We start from the raw sequence: 17,936 nt of genomic DNA, 5'->3' as shown, positions 1-17,936 counted from the left end.
CTGATGGATCTGGTCGCCCTGCGCCGGGACGTGCACGCGCACCCCGAACCCGCCTTCTGCGAGGTGCGGACGGCGGCGACGGTCCTCGCGCACCTGCGGGAACTCCCGGTGGAGGTGCGGACCGGCGTCGCGGCGATGCGGCGCGAGGGCGTGCCCGCGTACCCGGACGAGGCCACGCTCCAGGACTTCGCCGACCGGGCGGTCGCGTCGGGCGCGGACGCCGCGGACGTGCGGCGGTTCGCCACCGAGGGCACCGCGATCGTCGCCGACCTCGCCGGCCGCCGCCCCGGCCCGGTCTGGGCGCTGCGGTTCGACATGGACGCGCTGCCGGTCACCGAGGCCGACGACCCCGCGCACGCGCCCGCTGTGAACGGGTTCCGCTCGCGGTACGAGGGGTTCATGCACGCCTGCGGGCACGACGGGCACGTGGCGATCGGGCTGGCGCTGGCGCGGCGGCTAGCCGACCGCGACTTCCCCGGCACGGTGCGGTTCCTGTTCCAGCCCGCCGAGGAGGGCGGCCGGGGCGCCCGCGCGATGCTCGCCGCGGACGCCGTCGCCGGGGTCGACCGCTTCCTGGCCGTGCACCTCGGCCTCGACCTGCCCACGACGACCGTGGCGGCCGGGATCACCGGCATCTTCGCGACGACGAAGATGCGCGCGCGGTTCACCGGGGTCGCCTCGCACGCGGCGGCGGCGCCCGAGGACGGCCGCAACGCACTGCTCGCCGCCGCGACCGCCGTGCTCGGCATCCACGGCCTGCCACGGTTTTCCGCCGCCGACACGCGGGTCAACGTCGGCACCCTGCACGCCGGGGGCAACGTCAACATCGTGCCCGCGGTGGCGGAGCTGACCTGCGAGGCGCGGTCGAAGGACGGCGCGGTGAACGCGGACCTCACCGAGCGGATCAAGCAGGTCCTGTGTGGAGCCGCGCAGGCGCAGGGCGTGGCGGTGGAGATCGAGGAGACCGGCGGCTCGACGTCGCTGAACTGCGACGACGAACTGCTGGATGCGGTGCTCGCGGCGGCCGGCGCGACCGGGCACGGCGAGCGGGCGCTGCGGACGCACGAGATGGGCGGCAGCGACGACGCCAGCCTGTTCGCCGAGGCCGTGCAGCGCGCGGGCGGTCTCGCGACCTACACGGTGGTCGGTGGCGGCAACCCCGCGCCGCACCACAACCCGTACTTCGACGTGGACGAGGCGGCGTTGCCCGTCGCGGTCGACGTGCTGGAAGCTCTGGTGCGCCAGGTCACACGTACGGATGACAATACGTAGCCGACTCGGTGGTTCGGCTGATGTGTGCTCGTCTCGCCGAGGGGCACCCTTTGTGGTATGACCGCGCAAGACATGCAGGCCCTGGCCGACACGGCCGCCGGGCTCATCCTGTTCCACAACGGCTTGTGGGGAGCGCCCACGTGCTACATGTGGGCCGGCCCCGACGGCGCCGCGGCAGGGCGCGTCCCGCCATGGGAGTGCGAAGCGCTCGACCGGCTCCGCTGGCGCAAGCTGATCACCGCACCGTCCGGCTCGGGAGTCGAGGACGTGCCCGTCGTGCCCACCGAGGCCGGCCTCGCCGCGCTGCGGGCGCAGCGGGCACACGCCGCCTGAAGATCGCGGTCAGCGCACCAGCGCGCTGAAGTCCTCCGTGAACCGGGCCAGCAGCTTCGCGAGCGCGGCCCGGTCGTCCGGATCCCACCCTTCCGTCACCTCGGCCACGACCCGGGCGCGGAACGCCTGGATCTCCTCGATCGCCCGCCGGCCGTCGGCCGTGGGTTCCAGCAGTGACCGGCGGCCGTCGGCCTGATCGGCGCATCGGCGCACCAGTCCCGCTTCCAGAGCTTGCGCGGTCAAGCGGCTCGCGCGGGGCTGATCGATCCCGAGCGCGGCGGCGGCCTCGGTGACCGTCGGCGGCCGATCGGCCGCCGCGACGACGTCCAGCAGCTCGTACACGGCGTCCGGAACCGGGCTGGTCCTCCCCCGCTCACGCGACAAGCGGCCCAGCGCGCGGCGCGACTGCGCCCGGCGCAGGGTGGCCAGCGCGCGGGCGATCGAATCGGCGTTGCGGTCCATCCCCGTCCTCATCCATACTCGAAGACAACTACATGTCATTTTACATAGGAGTTGTCGTGGACCCGCTCGACAAGCCGATCGGTTTCTGGCTCAAGCACCTGCACAACCTGCTGGAGGACGGCCTCACCCGGGTGCTCGCCGACCACGCCCTGACGCGGCGGCACTGGCAGGCGCTGAACACCTCGCGCCACGGCGAGGAGGTGCTCGAGGTGTTCGACGGCGCCGCGGAGGCACGGGCCGATCTGGTGGCCCGCGGCTGGATCACCGCGGACGGCACGCTCACCGACGAGGGCCGCGCCGCGCGGACCGAGATCGCCGAGCGGGTGCGGCGCTTCCGCGAACTGTCCGTCGCCGGGCTGACGGAGGACCAGTACGCGGATGCTCTGCGGGTTCTGGCGACTATGGCGGCCAATCTCGAGGGTGCGCGTTAGGTCTCCAGCTCCGCGTGCACCTCCCGCAACAGGGCCGCCGCCGCGGGGACAGCGGTCGCGCCGTCGCGTGAATCAGCGACACCGACCACCGCAGCGGCTCGGCCAGCGGCACCTGCCATGGCCGAAACCCAGTGACGGCGGCCCACAATCCGGACGCTGCGCGTTAGGTCTCCAACTCCGCGTGCACCTCCCGCAGCAAAGCCGCCGCCGCGGGGGACAGCGGTCGCGCCGTCGCGTGGATCAGCGACACCGACCACCGCAGCGGCTCGGCCAGCGGCACCTGCACCACGCCCGCCATGTCCCCCGCGGCACCCGAGGGCAGGAAGCCGATCCCGAGTCCCTGGCAGATCAGGGCCCGCGCGGTGCCGTAGTCCGACACCTCCAGCGGCACCTGCCTGCTCAGCCCGGCCCCGGCGAAGGCGCGGTCCACCAGCGTCCGGTTCCCCCACCCCACCGGGAAGTCCACGAAGGACTCCTCCGCCAGCTCGGCGAGCGTCACCCCGCTCCGGCTCGCCAGCGGGTGGTCCGGCCCGGCCAGCAGGCTCAGGTCCTCCTCCGTCACGATCTCGTGCGCCAGCCCCGCCGGCACCTTGCCCGCCAGTGACGCCAGTGCCAGGTCCATCCGCCCGTCGAGCACCGCCCGCACGTGTCCCGCCGAGCCCGACGGCGAGTACTGCAACCGCACGGCCGCGTGCGGGTGCCGTCGCGAGAACCGGCCCAGCAGCCGCGGCACGTTGACCCGCCCGGTCGACAGGAGGGTGCCCATCGTGACCGCACCCCGGACTTCGCCGCTGGCTCCCGCCGCGGCCTGCGCCGCCGCGCGCGCCGCTGCCAGGGCGGTCCGCGCCTCGGGCAGCATCGCGGCGCCGGCGGCGGTCAGCGCGACCCGCCGGCTGTCCCGGTCGAACAGCTCGGCCCCGACCTCCCGCTCCAGCGCCCGGATCGCCGTCGACACCGCCGACTGCACGACCCGCAACCGCTGCGACGCGCGCGTGAAGCTCAGCTCCTCGGCGACCGCCACGAAGTACGACAGCTGACGCAGTTCCACGACATCCATCTAACACCGAGATAGCTGCCAGCGAAAACATTCGTTGGACGAGATGAGCAAACGGGCGCACTCTGGGGTCGTGATCATCGAGACCCTTCCCCCGCGCACCACGTCCCGCCGTCACGGCGCGGGCTTCTGGCTCGTCGCCTACACCTTCGCGGTGACCATGGGGTTCTCCGCCGCCCCGGCCCCGCTCTACGTGCTCTACCAGGCCAAGGACGGGTTCGGCCCGTTCACCGTCACCCTCGTCTTCGCCGCGTACGCGCTGGGCGTGATCGCCAGCCTGTTCGTCGCCGGGCACGTGTCCGACTGGGTGGGCCGTCGGCGCGTGCTGGTGCCCGCGGTCCTGGTCAACGTGCTCGCCGGGGTCGTGTTCCTGGCCTGGTCGGCGGTGCCCGCGCTGCTCGCGGCGCGGTTCCTGTCCGGCATCAGCATCGGCCTGCTCACCGCGACCGCCACCGCGCACCTGACCGAACTGCACCTCGCGGCGCGGCCGGGCACTTCGCGGACCCGGGCGGACGTCGTGGCGACCGCGGCGAACCTCGGCGGCATCGGCCTCGGCCCGCTCGTCGCCGGGCTGCTGGCCGAGTACGCCGGCGACCCGCTGCACGTGCCGTACCTGGTGTTCCAGGTGCTGATGCTGATCGGCGCGCTCGCGGTGACGCTGGCGCCGGAGACCGTGACCGCCACGCGCGTGCGCTACCACCCGCAGCGGGTGTCGGTGCCGCCGCACGCCCGCGCCCGCTACCTGGCGGCCGGGGCGGCCGCGCTCGCGGAGTTCGCCGTGTTCGGCATGTTCACCTCGCTCGCACCGGGGTTCCTGGCGAACACGCTGCACCAGCACTCGCACGCGCTGGCCGGGGCGAGCGTGTTCGCGGTGTTCGGGGCCGCCGCGGTCGCGCAGATCGTGCTGGCGCGGACGGCGCTGCGGCGGTTGCTCGCCACCGGGCTCGGCCTGCTCACGACGGGCCTGGTGCTGGTGACGGTCGCGGTGTGGCTGCCCAGCCTCGCGCTGTTCCTGCTCGGCGCGGCGCTCGCGGGCGCCGGAGCGGGCGCCGGCTTCAAGGCCAGCGTCGGGATCGTGCTCGGCCTGGCCCCGGCGGAGAACCGCGGCGAGGCGCTGTCCGGGCTGTTCCTGGCCGCCTACGCCGGGCTCGCGGTGCCGGTGCTCGCGCTCGGGGTGGCCACGCAGGTGGTGGACGCGCGGATCGCGCTGGCCGGGTTCACCGTGGCGCTGCTGGCGATCCTGGCCACCGTGGTGCGGCGGCTGTTCCGGGCGAGCTGAGCGCCTGCACGTCCGCATAGGACGGAACCGGCGGGATGGCACCGTCCGTCGCGACCGCGTCGACCGTGCGGACGACGGCCTCCAGCGCGGCCCGGAACAGCAGCGAGCCGCAGCTGACCCGCCGGACACCGAGCTCGGCGAGCCGCCGCAGGGGCGGGCCCGCCAGGACGTTCACCGGGGCGTCGACCGCCGCGACCACCGCGGCGATCGTCGTCTCGTCCGTCAGTCCGGGCACGAACACCCCGTCGGCCCCGGCGTCCCGGTAGGCGCGGACACGGGCGACCGGGTCCTCGCCGGTGCCGAGCCAGTGCGTGTCGGTGCGGGCGTTGACGAACAGGCCGGGCGCGGCGTCCTTGAGTGCGGCGATCAGCCGCTGCTGGTGCGCCGGCTCGGCGAGGCGCCCGCCGTCGCGGCCGTCCTCGATGTTCACCCCGGCCACGCCGAGCGCGTCGAGTTCCGCGCCGAGGGCGGCGACCTCGCCGGGGTCGTCCGAGAAGCCGCCTTCGATGTCGACGGTGACGTAGCAGGGCAGCCGGGTCAGCCTGCGGGCGAGGGCGACGGTCTCGTCCTTGGTCGCCCCGGTCCCGTCGGGCAGGCCCGCCGCGGCGGCGACGCCCAGGCTGGTGGTGCCGATGGCCGCGAAGCCTTCGGCGACGAGGACGGCCGCGGACGCGTAGTCCCAGGCGTTGGGCAGCAGCAGGGGTTTCCCGGTCCGGTGCAGCTCGGCGAAGGTCATGCCGGAACGCTAACGCCGGGAATTGTCGGTGGTGGCCGATACGATCCGTGCTGTGAGCAACCCCCACCTGGAACCGGACCCGGTCTTCGCGGGCGCGCCCCTAGACCGGGCCCGGCGCGCCGCGCTCGTCGTGCACGGGCGGGGTCAGACGCCGGACTACATGCTCGCGATCCTCGACCGGGTCGCGGTGCCGGACATCGCATACGTGCTGCCACGGGCGGCGGGGCAGACGTGGTACCCGGCGGGGTTCATGCAGCCGCTCGCGGTGAACCAGCCGTGGGCGGACCACGCGCTGGACGCGATGGCGGCGTTCTTGGCGCGCATCGCGGAGGCCGGGATCGGGGCGGAGGACGTGTTCCTGGTCGGGTTCTCGCAGGGGGCGTGCCTGTTGTCGGAACTGCTGGTGCGCTCGCCGCGGCGGTACGCCGGGGCGGCGCTGCTGACCGGCGGGTACCTGGGGCCGGAGGAGCGCGCGCCGGCGGGGTCGCTGGCGGGCACGCCGGTGTTCGCGGGCACGAGCCGCTACGACGAGTGGGTGCCGCTGGAGCGAGCGGAGTCCACGGCGAGACTGCTGGAGCGGATGGGGGCCGCGGTGACGCTGCGCGTGTACGACGACCGCGAGCACCTGGTGAACGACGACGAGATCGCGGAGGTGCGGAAGCTGCTGACGAGCTGAGGTCCGCCCGCCGCGGTGATCTCTCGGGTCACTCGCGCCCAGGCGGCCGGGACAGGCCGCGGCGCTCAGGGGACGACCGCAGCCAGGGGGGCGGGACAGACCACGGCGCCCGGGGACGATCCCAGCCAGACGGGCGGGACAGACCGCGGCACCCAGGGGACGACCGCAGCCAGACGGGCGGGAGACACCGCGGCACCCAAGGAACGATCCCAGCCAGACGGGCGGGACACACCGCGGCACCCAAGGAACGATCCCAGCCAGACGGGCGGGACACACCGCGGCACCCAAGGAACGATCCCAGCCAGACGGGCGGGACACACCGCGGCACCCAAGGAACGATCCCAGCCAGGCGGGCGGGACACACCGCGGCACCCAAGGGACGATCGCGGTTCCAGGCCAAGATCGGTCCGGTACGGCGGCTCGGTGGCGACACACGGGCGGCGAGACCTCACCGCGCAATCGGCTCCCGCGGAAACACCCGCGCCCCACCCGGAGAACCACACGCCCGGCCGATCCCCCGCGCCGCCGCCTGGACCAGTGGCGCCAGCGCCGCCGGCTGGGCACCATCGGCGTGCACCACCAACGACACGGCCGCCGTCACCGCACCCGAACCATCCCAAACCGCGCAGCGATACCTCACCGCGCGACACGCGGGCGGCGATGCCTCACCGCGCAATCGGCTCCCGCGGAAACACCCGCGCCCCACCCGGAGAACCACACGCCCGGCCAATACCCCGCGCCGCCGCCTGCACCAGTGGCGCCAGCGCCGCCGGCTGGGCACCATCGGCGTGCACCACCAGCGACACGGCCGCGATCACCGCGCCGGAACCGTCCCGCACGGGCGCCGCCACCGAGACCGCGTCCGTGGTCACCTGGCCGTCGCTGACGGCGTAGCCGGTCTGGCGCACCGCGGCGAGCATCTCGCGCAACCGGGCCGGGCTCGTCACCGTCTTCGGCGTATACGCCTGCAACGGCGCGGCCAGCACCTCCTCCTGCACCTCCACCGGCGCGTGCGCGAGCAGCGCCAGCCCGACGCCCGTCGCGTGCAGGGCGAACCGGCCGCCCACCCGCGTCCACACCGGAACCGCCTTGCGGCCGGAAATCCGCTCCACGAACACGAGTTCCAGGCCCTCCCGCACGGCGAGCTGCACGTTCTCGTGCGTCACCTCGTACAGGTCCTCCAGGAACGGCATCGCCGCCTCGCGCAGGGCCAGCCCGCGCGGCGCCAGCGAAGCGACCTCCCACAGCCGCAGCCCGACGCGGTACCGGCCGTCCGCGCCGCGCTCCAGCGCGCCCCACGCGACCAGCTCCGCGACCCGCCGGTGCGCGGTCGCCAGCGACAGCCCGGCCCGGCGCGCCAGCTCCGACAGCGTCAGCTCGGGGCATTGCGGGGTGAACGCGCCGAGCAGCGCGAGCACCTTGCCGGTCACCGTCCGGACTTCGCCGTCCATCCGATCATCCTGCCCCGCGCCGGCCTACAGATCCAGCACGAGCCGCGGCCCGCACGAACGCGACACGCAAATCATCATCGTGTCGTTCGCGGCGCGCTCGGACTCCGTGAGCAGCGAGTCCCGGTGGTCCGGCACCCCGTCGAGCACCGGCGTCTCGCACGTCCCGCAGGTGCCCTCCTGACACGACGACAGCACGCTCACCCCGGCCTCCTCGACCGCCGCCAGGATCGACTTGTCCGGGGGCACGGTCACCGTCCGGCCGGACGCGGCAAGCTCCACCTCGAACGTGGTCCGCTCCCCCGCGTCCGCGCCCGCCTTCGGGGAGAACCGCTCCACGTGCAGCGAGCCCGGCGGCCACGCGGCGCAGCGCTGCTCGACCGCCGCCAGCAACGGCTCCGGCCCGCAGCAGTACACCGCCACGTCGTCGCGCGGCGAGCCCAGCAGCGCGTCCAGGTCCAGCAGCCCGGTCTCGTCCTGCGGCCGGATCTCCACCCGGTCGCCGTAGCGCGCCACCAGCTCCTCGCGGAACGCCATCGACGCCCGCGACCGCCCGCCGTACACCAGCCGCCAGTCCGCGCCGGACGCCTCGGCCCGCGCGATCATCGGCACGATCGGCGTGATCCCGATCCCGCCCGCGACGAACAGGTACCGCGGCGAGTCCACGAGCCGGAAGTGGTTGCGCGGCCCGCGGATCCGCACGGTGTCCCCTGTGGACAGCCGGTCGTGCACCCAGGCCGATCCGCCACGCCCGTCCGGCTCGCGCAGCACCGCGACCTGCAGCACGCTCCGGTCCGCCGGATCGCCGCACAGCGAGTACTGCCGCACCAGCCCCTCGCCGAGCACGAGGTCCAGGTGCGCCCCCGGCTCCCACTCCGGCAGGGGCTCGCCTGCGGGGTGCCGCAGGGTCAGCCGCACCACGCCCGCGGCGAGTTCTTCCTTGCGCTGCAGGAGAACGTCGAGTTCCACTTCGGTCAGCACCGCCGTCATCGCGCACTCCCCGCTCCGGCGAGCACCGGGTCGCCGGCGGGCGCCGGGTCGTCGTGGCCGTCGGGATGGGCCAGCAGCCACTCCCACAGCTCGACCGGGTCCTCCGACTCGTGCTCGGCGCCGCAGTGGCAGACGCCGACGAGGACGTCGGTGCCCAGTTTCCAGTGGATGCGGTACACGGTGTCGCCGTGCAGCATCGCGGTCCGCTCGGTCATCGCGTGGCGGCCTTCTCCGGTTCGCCCGCCATCTTCTTCAGGATGCGCCGCGCGGCGAGGCCACCGGTGTCGATGTTGACCGACAGCTCCTGGTAGCCCTGCGGCTCGGCCTGGATCACCCGCTCCAGGATGTCGAGCGCCTCCACGTCCTGCAGCACCACGGTCCGGTTGCTCTGCGCGAGGAAGTCGGACACCTCCTGGTCGCCGAGCGCGAAGTCCCGTGCCACGGCCCAGAAGTCGTGGGTCGAGTGCTCGGTCTCCGGGGTGATCGCGTAGACGACCTCGACGTGGAACCCCTCCGGGTCGGTGCCGTCGGCGTTGGGCAGCACGCCGACCGGCGCGATGCGGCTGTGCAGCAGGTACAGGCACGGCGGGTGGTACTCGATGTCCTGCCAGCGCGTGATGCGGCCCTGAATGCCGGTCGACTTCGCGTAGAACGGCGGGCAGGCCGCGTCGTCCATGTGGCGGCTGACGTAGATGATCCGCCGGTCCTCGTCGACCGCCGTGGTGATCGGGGTGTTCGCCACCTCCGGCGTGCCGATGTAGCCGCCATGCAGGTAGGTCTCGTGGGACAGGTCCATCAGGTTGTCCACGAGCAGGTCGTAGCGCGCGGCGAGCGGTTCCATGCCGCACACGGTGGTGTAGGCGGGGTCGGCGAGCCACGGCGCGCGCGGGATGAGCGTGGTGTCGGCGCGGGCGGGGTCGCCGATCCACACCCACACGAACGAATCCTGCTCGACGACCGGGTAGGACGGCACGCGCGCGGTGCGCGGGATCCGGGACTGGCCGGGCACGAACACGCAGCTGCCGGAGGGTTCGTAGGTGAAGCCGTGGTAGCCGCAGACGATGCGGTCCCCGTCCAGGCGGCTCTCCGACAGCGGGTAGCGGCGGTGCACGCAGCGGTCGGCGAGCGCGACGACTTCCCCGGCTTCGGTGCGGTAGAAGACGATGGGCTCGCCCAGGATCGTCCTCGCCAGCAGCTCCCGCCCGACCTCGCTCCCGTAGGCGGCGACGTACCACTGGTCGCGCACGAACGCAGTCATCTGCAGCTCCTTCGGTGTAGATGCGATGACCACACTTTCGCTGCCGGGACCGGGCCGGGACCAGCCGTGTTTTCAGCAGGTGAAAGCTCACCGGCGGAGCGATTTCTCCCACCGGCGGGCCCAGGTGTCCAGCGGCAGGAGCGATTCGACGAGTTCGCGGCCGAGCCGGGTCAGCCGGTAGCCGTCGGCGCCCTCCTCGACGAGGGCGACGTCGGCCAGCTCGGCCAGCCGGGTGGTCAGGACGCTGGAGGACATCCGGTCGCAGCGCCGCTGGAGCTCGCGGAAGCCGGCGGGCGCCCGGTGGAGCTCCCAGACCACGCGCAGCGTCCAGCGCCGCCCGAGCAGGTCGAGCGCCGCCATCACGGGTCGTCCGGTGGACGAGCCGCGGACTGGGGATCCCGGCCGGGGAACGGACTGGTCCGCCATGGCTCACTCCTTGCGCTTCGATTCTCGAAGCAGCATAGTGGTTCGAAAATCGAAGCAGCACTCGCAGGAGGTCCCGTGACCCGGATCGCGCCACTGACCCCGCCCTATCCGCCGGACATCGAGGACGCGCTGCGGCGCTGGATGGCGCCGCACGTCGCGCACGATCCGCTGGTGCTCTTCCGCGTGCTGCACCGGCACCCGGAGCTCGCATCGCGGATGCGGGCGCTCGGCGCCGGCCTGCTCGCCCACGGGGAACTCCCCGCCGCCGACCGGGAGCTGGTCATCGCCCGGGCCTGCGCGCGCTCCGGGTGCGAGTACGAGTGGGGCGTGCACGCGGTGGTGTTCCCCGAGCTCACGGCGGACGAGCTGGCCGCGACGGTGCACGACGGCGCCGATGCCCCGGTCTGGTCACCGCGGCAGCGGGCGCTCGTGGGGACGGTGGACGACCTGCACGACACCGCGACGGTTTCGCCGGCCAGGTGGGCCGAGCTGGCCGCGCACCTGCCCGACACCCAGCTACTGGAGTTCCTGGTGCTGGCCGGCTGGTACCGGACGATCAGCGGGCTCGCCAACGCCCTCGCCCTGCCACCCGAACCCTGGGCGGCGCGCTTCCCGGATCAGATCAAGCCTTGAGCCGTCAAGTCCGGAGCAGCCGCCGGAGGATCTTGCCCGTCGGGGACTTCGGGATCCGCTCGACGAACTCGACCTCGCGCACCTTCTTGTACGGCGCGACGCGCTCGGCGACGAACGCCATCAGCTCGTCCGCGCCGACGGTGTCCCCGGTGACCACGAACGCCTTCGGCGCCTCGCCGCCCTCGATGTGCGGCACGCCGACCACCGCGGCGTCCAGCACGGCCGGGTGAGTCAGCAGCACGGCCTCCAGCTCGGCGGGCGCGACCTGGTAGCCCTTGTACTTGATCAGCTCCTTGAGCCGGTCGACGACCCAGAACACGCCGTCGTCGTCGACGCGCACCAGGTCGCCGGTGTGCAGCCAGCCGCCGGTGATGGTCGCGGCGGTGGCGGCCGGGTCGTCCAGGTAGCCGTCCATCACCTGCGGGCCCCGGATCAGCAGCTCGCCGGTCTCGCCGGGGGCGACGTCCGAGTCCGTGCCGGGCGCCACGATCCGCGCCTCGGTGTTCGGCGACAGCCGTCCCACGCTGCCCGGCGGGGTCTCCGCGAAGTCGTCGTCGAACACCTGGTGCGTGCCGGGGCCGGCCTCGGTCATGCCGTAGCCCTGCCGGATCAGGCAGCCCAGCCGCCGTTCCGCGCGCTCGGTCACCTCCACGTCCAGCGGCGCGGCCCCGCACAGCGCGAACCGCAGGCTGGACAGGTCGTGGTCCTCCACGTGCGGGGCGGTGGCCAGCGCCAGCACCATCGGCGGCGCGAAGTAGGCGCGCGTCACCCGGTGCGCGGCCAGTGTCCGCAGGTACTCGTCCAGCTCGAACCGCGGCAGCGTCACCACTTTCGCGCCGCCGAGCAGCCCGGAGTTGAGGATGATCGTGAAGCCGTAGATGTGGAAGAACGGCAGCACGGCGGCCTGCACGTCGTCCGGGCCGATCCGCCACCCCGCCCGCGTCTGCGCCAGGTTCGCCACGAGGTTGCGGTGCGTCAGCCGCACCCCCTTCGGGATCCCGGTGGTGCCGCTGGAGAACGGCAGGACCGCGACGGTCGTGGCCGGATCCAGGTCCAGCTCCGGCGCGGGGCCGTCCGTGAACAGCGACGTGAACGAGCGGGCACGCGGGTGCTCACCCAGCACGAACACCTCGCCCGCGACCTCCAGCGCCTTGTCCACCACCGGCTCCGCGGCGATCAGCAGGCGCGCGCCGGCCAGCCGCAGCTGCTTGGCGATCTCCCCCGGCGTCAGCGCCGGGTTGATCGGGGTGACCGCGGCCCCGGCCGCGATCGCCGCGTGCAGGGCGACCACGAACGACGGCTGGTTGTGGCTCATCAGCGCGATGACGTCCCCGGGCCCGACGCCGTGCGCCGCGAGGCCCGCCGCCCCGGCCGTGACCGCCGAGCGCAGTTCGGCGTAGGTCAGGCTTTCGCCGGTGCGGCCGTCGACGAGCGCGGTCGCGTCGCCGAACCGGGCCGCGCCGCCGATCACGAACTCGGTGAGCGTGACGTCCGGGATCTCGACGTCCGGCAGCGGGCTGCGGTGGATCATCCCCGCTCCTGCGCCAGGCCGAGCACGCGGACGGCGTTGTCCTTGAGGATCTTCGGGCGCACGTGGTCCTTCATGTCGAGCCGCGCGAAGTCGGCCAGCCACCGGTCCGGCGTGATGAGCGGGTAGTCCGAGCCGAACAGCACCTTGTCCTGCAGCAGGGTGTTGGCGTAGCGGACCAGCTGCGGCGGGAAGTACTTGGGCGACCAGCCGGAGAGGTCGATGTACACGTTCGGCTTGTGCGTGGCCACCGCGAGCGCCTCGTCCTGCCACGGGAACGACGGGTGGGCCATGATGATCGTCAGGTCCGGGAAGTCGATGGCCACGTCGTCGAGCAGCATCGGGTTGGACAGGCCGAGCCGCACTCCCCCGCCGCCGCGCATGTTCGCGCCGATGCCGGTCTGGCCGGTGTGGAACAGCGCGGGCAGGCCGTGCTCCTGCGCGATCTCCAGCAGCGGGTACGCGCTGCGGTCGTTGGGCGCGAAGTCCTGCAGGCTCGGGTGGAACTTCAGGCCGCGCACGCCGTGGTCGGCGATCAGCCGCTCCAGCTGCCGGGCGCCCGCTCTGCCCTTGGCAGGGTCGATGCTGGCGAACGGGATGAGCACGTCCGGGTGCTTGGCCGCCGCCTCGGCGATCTCCTCGTTGGACAGCGCGGGGTGCCCGGTGAACGCCTCGATGTCGACGGTGAACAGCACCGCCCCGATGCGGCGCTCGCGGTAGTAGTCCGCGATCTCGTCGATGGTGGGGCGCCGGGCGTCGGCGCCGAAGTAGGCCGAGGACGCCTCGACGAAGTCGTCGGGCAGGGACAGGTGCCCGTGGTCGTCGGTCTCGACGTGGACGTGCACGTCGATCGCCTCGAGCTGGCTGGGATCCATACTTGTCAGGTCTACTGATATGCATCCGGCGCTGTCAATGCCGCTTCTGCTCGCCGGAAGTGTCCGCTTCGTTGCACATCCTCCGGAATTTCGCAGCCGAATGCGATCCGGATCACCGCTCACACCGTGAGAGCTTGGTCATCCGATCCGGCGAAATCAGTTAGCATAGGTCAACTAATTTTCGCTGGTTGGAGTGATGGAAGTGCAGCCTGCGCTCGGTCCCCGCTACAAGTGGATCGCGCTGTCCAACACGACACTGGGCATGCTCATGGCCACGATCAACTCCTCGATCGTGCTCATCGCGCTGCCGGACATCTTCCGCGGCATCGACATCAACCCCCTGGAGCCGTCGAACACCAGCTACCTGCTGTGGATGATGATGGGCTTCCTCGTCGTCACCGCGGTGCTGGTGGTCGGTTTCGGCCGGCTGGGCGACATGTACGGCCGCGTCCGCATGTACAACCTGGGGTTCGCCGTCTTCGCGGTGTCGTCCATCTTCCTGGCGATCACGTGGATGAACGGCGGCGCGGCGGCGATCTGGATGATCGCCTGGCGCATCGTCCAGGGCATCGGTGGCGCGTTCCTGATGGCCAACTCCAGCGCGATCCTCACCGACGCCTTCCCCAGGCGGCAGCGCGGCATGGCGCTGGGCATCAACGGCGTCGCCGCGATCGCCGGGTCCTTCCTCGGGTTGGTGATCGGCGGCCTGCTCGGCCCGGTCGAGTGGCGGCTGGTCTTCCTCGTCTCCGTCCCGTTCGGCGTCTTCGGCACGATCTGGGCCTACCTCAAGCTCAAGGACACCAGTGAGCGCCACCGCGCGAAGATGGACTGGTGGGGCAACCTGACCTTCGCGGTCGGCCTCATCGCCGTGCTCGTCGGCATCACCTACGGCATCCAGCCCTACGGCGGGCACACCATGGGGTGGACCAGTCCGTTCGTGTTGTCCTGCCTCATCGGCGGCGTCGTGGTCCTGGTCGTCTTCTGCGTCATCGAGACCAGGGTCGCGAACCCGCTGTTCAACCTCGGGCTGTTCCGGATCCGCGCGTTCACCTTCGGCAACCTGGCGAACCTGCTCGCCTCGCTGGGCCGCGGCGGCCTGCAGTTCGTGCTGATCATCTGGCTGCAGGGCATCTGGCTGCCGCAGCACGGCTACAGCTTCGAGAAGACCCCGTTGTGGGCCGGCATCTACATGCTGCCGCTGACGATCGGCTTCCTCGTCTCCGCGCCGGTGTCCGGCATCATCTCCGACCGCATCGGCGGGCGGTTGCTGTCCACCGGCGGCATGCTGATCACCGCCGTCAGCTTCGTCCTGCTGGAAGTCCTGCCGGTCGACTTCGGCTACTGGGCCTTCGCCGCGATCCTGCTCCTCAACGGGCTCGGCATGGGCCTGTTCACCTCGCCCAACCGGGCCGAGGTGATGAACAGCCTGCCGAACAACGCGCGCGGCGCGGGCGCCGGGATGACCGCGACCTTCCAGAACTCGGCGATGGTGCTGTCCATCGGCTTCTTCTTCAGCCTGATGATCGCCGGGCTCGCCGACCACCTGCCGTCGGCGATGGCGCAGGGCCTGACCGCCAACGGCGTGCCCGCCGCCGACGCGAACCAGATCGCGTCGCTGCCGCCGGTCGGCGTGCTGTTCGCCGCGTTCCTCGGCTACAACCCGATCGAGCAGCTCCTCGGCGGCGTCCTGCACACCCTGCCGCCGGACCAGGCCGCCTACCTGACCGGCCGCAGCTTCTTCCCGCAGCTGATCTCCGGGCCGTTCGCGGACGGATTGACCGCGGCGTTCTGGTTCGCGATCATCGCCTCCGTGGTCGCCGCGCTCGCGTCGTGGTTCACCGGCCCGGCCCGCAAGCCCGCGCCGGGGCAGCCGCACGAGACCGTCGGCTCCGAGCTCGCCGCCGCGGTGGGCGACCTGGTCGACGTGAGCGAGCAGGACACCGTCGCCACGGGCCCCGGCCGCATCGCGGGCCGTCTGCGCACCGCGGGCGGCAACGCGCTCGCCGGCGGCGTGGTGACCGTGACCGGCGCCGACGGCAGGCAGGCAGGCCGCACCAGGGCCGGCGCGGACGGCGGCTACGCGGTGTCCGGCCTGCGCCCCGGCACCTACACGCTGATCGTCACCGCGCCCGGGTTCCAGCCGGAGGCGGCCGCGGTCGCCCTCAACGGGTCCGGCGCCGTGCGCGACTTCGTCGTGTCCGGCGGCGGGACCGTGACCGGGATCGTGCGCCGCGCCCCCGGCGGCGCAGGAGCCGGCGACACCGCGGTGGTCGCCACCGACGGCGGCGGCCAGGTCGTCGGGCAGACGCGCACCCTCGACGACGGCACGTTCCAGCTCGCCGGCCTGCCCGCCGGGGAGATGACGGTGACCGCGCACCTGGACGGCCACCGCCCGGCAGCGGCGACCGTCGTGGTGACCGGCACCGAACCGGCCGTGGCCGACCTGCTGGTCCAGGCCGCCGGGGCGCTGCGTGGCACCGTCACCGGGCCGGACGGCCGCCCGGTCCCCGGCGCGCGCGTCACCGTCAGCACCGCCGCGGGCGAACTCGCCGCGGCCGCGGTGACGGACGAGCACGGCGGCTACGCGGTGGACGACCTCGCGCCCGGCGACTACACCGTGGTGACCAGCCTGTTCGAGCCCGTGGTGCGGCAGGTGGACCTGAGCGGCGGCGAATCGGCGACCGTCGACGTCGACCTGCACGCCGGCCGTCCCGAGCAGGCCCGCTCATGACCGAGGTGACCGGACGGGTGCGCGACACCCGGGACGCACCCGTGCCCGGCGCGGCGGTCACGCTCGTCGACTCCGGCGGGCAGCAGATCGCGCGCGGCGCCACCGGGCCGGACGGCGGCTACCGCCTGCCCGCGCCCGGCCGCGGCGTCCACGTCCTGATCGCCTCGGCGCCGGCGTACCGGCCGGAGGCGGTCACCCTGACCGTCGGCGACACCGCGGCCGTCCTGGACCTCGTGCTGGACAGCGCGACCGGGCTCGGCGGCGTGGTCCGCTCCGCGGCCACCGGGGCGCCGGTCGCGGACGCGACCGTGACGCTGGCCGACGCCCGCGGCGAGGTCGTCGGGTCCTACATCTCCGGCCAGGGCGGCGAATACTCCTTCGGCGCCCTGCCCGCCGGGACCTACACGCTCGCCGTGAACGCGCCGGGGTACCGGCCGTCCGCGGTGGCGGTGCACATGACCGACGCGAGCGTGCGACAGGACCTGGAGCTGGCGGAGGCCGCGGTCATCCACGGCACGGTCAACGTGCGCGACCTGCCGCGGCCGTGGCCGCGGATCACGGTGAGCCTGCTGGACGAATCGGGCGTCCTCGCCCGGCGCACGTTCGCAGGCGAGGACGGGCACTACGCCTTCCACGACCTCGAACCCGGCACCTACACCGTCGTCGCTACGAGTTACGCACCGGTAAGGAAAGCGGCGCGCGTCGGCGGCGGCGACACCCGGCTGGACGTGCGGCTCACCTGAGCGTTTCCCCCGGCGGGACAAGGCGAACCACCTTCCGTCGACCACCCGGGCACGGTGCGTCAAGATCGCGGAGAGTGGTGGACACGGGCGGGGTCGGAGTGGTTGCATAGCGTTCACCGGCGCGGGTTCGGCCACACGCGGGGGAAGGGGTCCCCGCGACGGTTGAGCCGCCGCACGTGACGAACCCAGGCAGTTAGGACGACATGGCGACGCGGGCTCGAGAACTGCTCAACCGCTCACGCGCGCTGCTGGACCGCTCGAGGGAAGCGGCCTCGCAGCTCTTCGGCCCCCCACCCGCGCAGCCGCCACCGCGGCGGCCGCCGGTGATCGTGCAGTCCCCGTCCCAGGCGGAGCGCGAGCGGGCCAACGAAGAGGCGCTCGCCGCGCTCTGCGCGAACGTGGCGCTGCGCGACCTCAACCTGGTCGACTCCCTGCTCTCCCAGCTGGAGGAGATGGAGGCCAGGGAGGAGGACACCGAGCGGCTCGGCGAGCTGTACCGGCTGGACCACCTGGCGACCCGGCTGCGCCGCAACGCGGAGAACCTGCGCGTGCTGGCCGGCCGCGACGCCACCGACACCGCGACCGAGACGACCTCGCTGGTCGACGTCGTGCGCGGCGCGATGTCGTCGATCGACCAGTACGCCCGCGTCAACATCGGGCGGATCGTGTCGCTGGGCGTGGTCGGCTTCGCGAGCGAGGACCTCAGCCGGCTGATCGCCGAACTGCTGGACAACGCGACGAAGTCCTCGCCGCCGAACACCCCGGTGCGGGTCAGCGCCCACCTGACCGAGGCGGGCAGCGTGCTGGTGCGGATCGAGGACGAGGGCATCGGGCTGCCGCCGGACCGGCTGCAGGAACTCAACGACCGGCTCTCCGGCGAGCCGGTGCTGGACGACTCCTCGGTGCGGCACATGGGCCTGGCGGTGGTGCGGCGGCTGTCCGCCCGCCACGGCATGCGCACCCGGCTCGACCGCCGCGTCCCGCACGGCACCACCGCGTCGGTGCTGCTGCCCGCGGGTCTGGTCGCCGATCTGCCGGAGGCCAACTGGTCCGGCACGCAG

Annotated in this window: 19 protein-coding genes; 9 read left to right on the top strand and 10 right to left on the bottom strand. The window is 73.0% G+C overall.

Going from position 1 to position 17,936, the window contains the following annotated elements; translation table 11 throughout:
• Window positions 1-3 precede the first annotated feature (3 nt).
• Both ABZ193_RS28595 and ABZ193_RS28590 read left to right on the top strand, forming a co-directional pair.
• Window positions 4-1,272, top strand: a complete 1,269-nt coding sequence (locus ABZ193_RS28595) for an amidohydrolase (RefSeq protein ID WP_354712168.1) — start codon at window positions 4-6, stop codon at window positions 1,270-1,272.
• A 57-nt stretch (window positions 1,273-1,329) separates the two neighbouring features.
• Complete coding sequence (locus tag ABZ193_RS28590; protein ID WP_237337119.1) at window positions 1,330-1,605, top strand: hypothetical protein; 276 nt, start codon at window positions 1,330-1,332, stop codon at window positions 1,603-1,605.
• Window positions 1,606-1,614: 9 nt separating this feature from the next.
• Here ABZ193_RS28590 and ABZ193_RS28585 read toward each other — a convergent pair whose 3' ends face one another.
• Window positions 1,615-2,079, bottom strand: coding sequence for a MarR family winged helix-turn-helix transcriptional regulator (locus tag ABZ193_RS28585; protein ID WP_354712167.1), 465 nt, complete (start codon window positions 2,077-2,079; stop codon window positions 1,615-1,617).
• A gap of 44 nt (window positions 2,080-2,123) precedes the next feature.
• On the opposite strand from ABZ193_RS28585, the gene ABZ193_RS28580 reads away from it, so the two are divergent.
• The gene (locus ABZ193_RS28580; protein WP_354712166.1) at window positions 2,124-2,498 is read left to right on the top strand and encodes a hypothetical protein; all 375 of its coding nucleotides are present in this window, start codon (window positions 2,124-2,126) and stop codon (window positions 2,496-2,498) included.
• 163 nt (window positions 2,499-2,661) lie between these two features.
• Here ABZ193_RS28580 and ABZ193_RS28575 read toward each other — a convergent pair whose 3' ends face one another.
• Window positions 2,662-3,555, bottom strand: coding sequence for a LysR family transcriptional regulator (locus tag ABZ193_RS28575; RefSeq protein ID WP_020422146.1), 894 nt, complete (start codon window positions 3,553-3,555; stop codon window positions 2,662-2,664).
• A 70-nt stretch (window positions 3,556-3,625) separates the two neighbouring features.
• On the opposite strand from ABZ193_RS28575, the gene ABZ193_RS28570 reads away from it, so the two are divergent.
• Window positions 3,626-4,831, top strand: a complete 1,206-nt coding sequence (locus ABZ193_RS28570; RefSeq protein ID WP_354712165.1) for an MFS transporter — start codon at window positions 3,626-3,628, stop codon at window positions 4,829-4,831.
• Here ABZ193_RS28570 and ABZ193_RS28565 read toward each other — a convergent pair.
• On the bottom strand, window positions 4,770-5,567 hold the full coding sequence (locus ABZ193_RS28565; RefSeq protein ID WP_354712164.1) for an isocitrate lyase/phosphoenolpyruvate mutase family protein: 798 nt from the start codon (window positions 5,565-5,567) through the stop codon (window positions 4,770-4,772). The two genes, ABZ193_RS28570 and ABZ193_RS28565, sit on opposite strands and share 62 nt — an antisense overlap.
• Window positions 5,568-5,619: 52 nt before the next feature.
• Between ABZ193_RS28565 and ABZ193_RS28560 the strand changes: the two genes are divergently transcribed.
• Window positions 5,620-6,243 carry a phospholipase gene (locus ABZ193_RS28560; RefSeq protein ID WP_354712163.1) on the top strand — a complete coding sequence of 208 codons (624 nt, stop codon included), beginning with the start codon at window positions 5,620-5,622 and terminating at the stop codon, window positions 6,241-6,243.
• 665 nt (window positions 6,244-6,908) lie between these two features.
• On the opposite strand, the gene ABZ193_RS28555 is transcribed toward ABZ193_RS28560, so the two are convergent.
• From ABZ193_RS28555 to ABZ193_RS28535, 5 genes are all read right to left on the bottom strand, one after another.
• The gene (locus ABZ193_RS28555; RefSeq protein ID WP_354712162.1) at window positions 6,909-7,694 is read right to left on the bottom strand and encodes an IclR family transcriptional regulator; all 786 of its coding nucleotides are present in this window, start codon (window positions 7,692-7,694) and stop codon (window positions 6,909-6,911) included.
• A gap of 24 nt (window positions 7,695-7,718) precedes the next feature.
• Window positions 7,719-8,681 (bottom strand): PDR/VanB family oxidoreductase, encoded by a 963-nt coding sequence (locus tag ABZ193_RS28550; protein WP_354712161.1) that lies wholly within the window; start codon window positions 8,679-8,681, stop codon window positions 7,719-7,721.
• Window positions 8,678-8,896 carry a hypothetical protein gene (locus tag ABZ193_RS28545; protein ID WP_020422152.1) on the bottom strand — a complete coding sequence of 73 codons (219 nt, stop codon included), beginning with the start codon at window positions 8,894-8,896 and terminating at the stop codon, window positions 8,678-8,680. The genes ABZ193_RS28550 and ABZ193_RS28545 overlap by 4 nt, the downstream gene beginning before the upstream one ends.
• Window positions 8,893-9,939 (bottom strand): aromatic ring-hydroxylating dioxygenase subunit alpha, encoded by a 1,047-nt coding sequence (locus tag ABZ193_RS28540; protein ID WP_354712160.1) that lies wholly within the window; start codon window positions 9,937-9,939, stop codon window positions 8,893-8,895. Before ABZ193_RS28540 ends, ABZ193_RS28545 begins: the two co-directional genes overlap by 4 nt.
• An 87-nt stretch (window positions 9,940-10,026) precedes the next feature.
• Window positions 10,027-10,365: a helix-turn-helix domain-containing protein gene (locus ABZ193_RS28535; protein ID WP_354712159.1), complete on the bottom strand. Its 339-nt coding sequence runs from the start codon at window positions 10,363-10,365 to the stop codon at window positions 10,027-10,029.
• 75 nt (window positions 10,366-10,440) lie between these two features.
• On the opposite strand from ABZ193_RS28535, the gene ABZ193_RS28530 reads away from it, so the two are divergent.
• On the top strand, window positions 10,441-10,998 hold the full coding sequence (locus ABZ193_RS28530) for a carboxymuconolactone decarboxylase family protein (RefSeq protein ID WP_354712158.1): 558 nt from the start codon (window positions 10,441-10,443) through the stop codon (window positions 10,996-10,998).
• 4 nt (window positions 10,999-11,002) lie between these two features.
• Here the strand turns inward: ABZ193_RS28530 and ABZ193_RS28525 are convergent, their stop codons facing one another.
• Both ABZ193_RS28525 and ABZ193_RS28520 read right to left on the bottom strand, forming a co-directional pair.
• Window positions 11,003-12,529, bottom strand: coding sequence for an AMP-binding protein (locus tag ABZ193_RS28525; RefSeq protein WP_354712157.1), 1,527 nt, complete (start codon window positions 12,527-12,529; stop codon window positions 11,003-11,005).
• Window positions 12,526-13,401, bottom strand: coding sequence for an amidohydrolase family protein (locus ABZ193_RS28520; RefSeq protein WP_237337130.1), 876 nt, complete (start codon window positions 13,399-13,401; stop codon window positions 12,526-12,528). Before ABZ193_RS28520 ends, ABZ193_RS28525 begins: the two co-directional genes overlap by 4 nt.
• A 196-nt stretch (window positions 13,402-13,597) precedes the next feature.
• Here ABZ193_RS28520 and ABZ193_RS28515 point away from each other — a divergent pair, with 196 nt between their 5' ends.
• The 3 genes from ABZ193_RS28515 to ABZ193_RS28505 form a co-directional block, all read left to right on the top strand.
• The gene (locus ABZ193_RS28515) at window positions 13,598-16,132 is read left to right on the top strand and encodes an MFS transporter (RefSeq protein WP_237337131.1); all 2,535 of its coding nucleotides are present in this window, start codon (window positions 13,598-13,600) and stop codon (window positions 16,130-16,132) included.
• The gene (locus tag ABZ193_RS28510) at window positions 16,129-16,875 is read left to right on the top strand and encodes a carboxypeptidase regulatory-like domain-containing protein (RefSeq protein WP_237337132.1); all 747 of its coding nucleotides are present in this window, start codon (window positions 16,129-16,131) and stop codon (window positions 16,873-16,875) included. Before ABZ193_RS28515 ends, ABZ193_RS28510 begins: the two co-directional genes overlap by 4 nt.
• Window positions 16,876-17,078: 203 nt before the next feature.
• The coding region (locus ABZ193_RS28505) for an ATP-binding protein (protein WP_354712156.1) at window positions 17,079-17,936 on the top strand (858 nt) is incomplete at its 3' end.

The sequence above is a fragment of the Amycolatopsis sp. NPDC006125 genome (genome assembly GCF_040614195.1).
GTDB lineage: Bacteria > Actinomycetota > Actinomycetes > Mycobacteriales > Pseudonocardiaceae > Amycolatopsis_E > Amycolatopsis_E tucumanensis.
Note: the sequence above shows the minus strand (reverse complement) of the source record. Positions and strands in the feature narration are given on the sequence as shown.

What these genes read in the sequence shown, in the direction of transcription:
- ABZ193_RS28595 (WP_354712168.1), top strand. Translation starts at nt 4, where the DNA reads ATGGATCTGGTCGCCCTGCGCCGGGACGTGCACGCGCACCCCGAACCC.
- ABZ193_RS28590 (WP_237337119.1), top strand. Translation starts at nt 1,330, where the DNA reads ATGACCGCGCAAGACATGCAGGCCCTGGCCGACACGGCCGCCGGGCTC.
- ABZ193_RS28585 (WP_354712167.1), bottom strand. Translation starts at nt 2,079, where the DNA reads ATGAGGACGGGGATGGACCGCAACGCCGATTCGATCGCCCGCGCGCTG.
- ABZ193_RS28575 (WP_020422146.1), bottom strand. Translation starts at nt 3,555, where the DNA reads ATGGATGTCGTGGAACTGCGTCAGCTGTCGTACTTCGTGGCGGTCGCC.
- ABZ193_RS28565 (WP_354712164.1), bottom strand. Translation starts at nt 5,567, where the DNA reads ATGACCTTCGCCGAGCTGCACCGGACCGGGAAACCCCTGCTGCTGCCC.
- ABZ193_RS28555 (WP_354712162.1), bottom strand. Translation starts at nt 7,694, where the DNA reads ATGGACGGCGAAGTCCGGACGGTGACCGGCAAGGTGCTCGCGCTGCTC.
- ABZ193_RS28550 (WP_354712161.1), bottom strand. Translation starts at nt 8,681, where the DNA reads ATGACGGCGGTGCTGACCGAAGTGGAACTCGACGTTCTCCTGCAGCGC.
- ABZ193_RS28545 (WP_020422152.1), bottom strand. Translation starts at nt 8,896, where the DNA reads ATGACCGAGCGGACCGCGATGCTGCACGGCGACACCGTGTACCGCATC.
- ABZ193_RS28540 (WP_354712160.1), bottom strand. Translation starts at nt 9,939, where the DNA reads ATGACTGCGTTCGTGCGCGACCAGTGGTACGTCGCCGCCTACGGGAGC.
- ABZ193_RS28535 (WP_354712159.1), bottom strand. Translation starts at nt 10,365, where the DNA reads ATGGCGGACCAGTCCGTTCCCCGGCCGGGATCCCCAGTCCGCGGCTCG.
- ABZ193_RS28525 (WP_354712157.1), bottom strand. Translation starts at nt 12,529, where the DNA reads ATGATCCACCGCAGCCCGCTGCCGGACGTCGAGATCCCGGACGTCACG.
- ABZ193_RS28520 (WP_237337130.1), bottom strand. Translation starts at nt 13,401, where the DNA reads ATGGATCCCAGCCAGCTCGAGGCGATCGACGTGCACGTCCACGTCGAG.
- ABZ193_RS28515 (WP_237337131.1), top strand. Translation starts at nt 13,598, where the DNA reads ATGGAAGTGCAGCCTGCGCTCGGTCCCCGCTACAAGTGGATCGCGCTG.
- ABZ193_RS28510 (WP_237337132.1), top strand. Translation starts at nt 16,129, where the DNA reads ATGACCGAGGTGACCGGACGGGTGCGCGACACCCGGGACGCACCCGTG.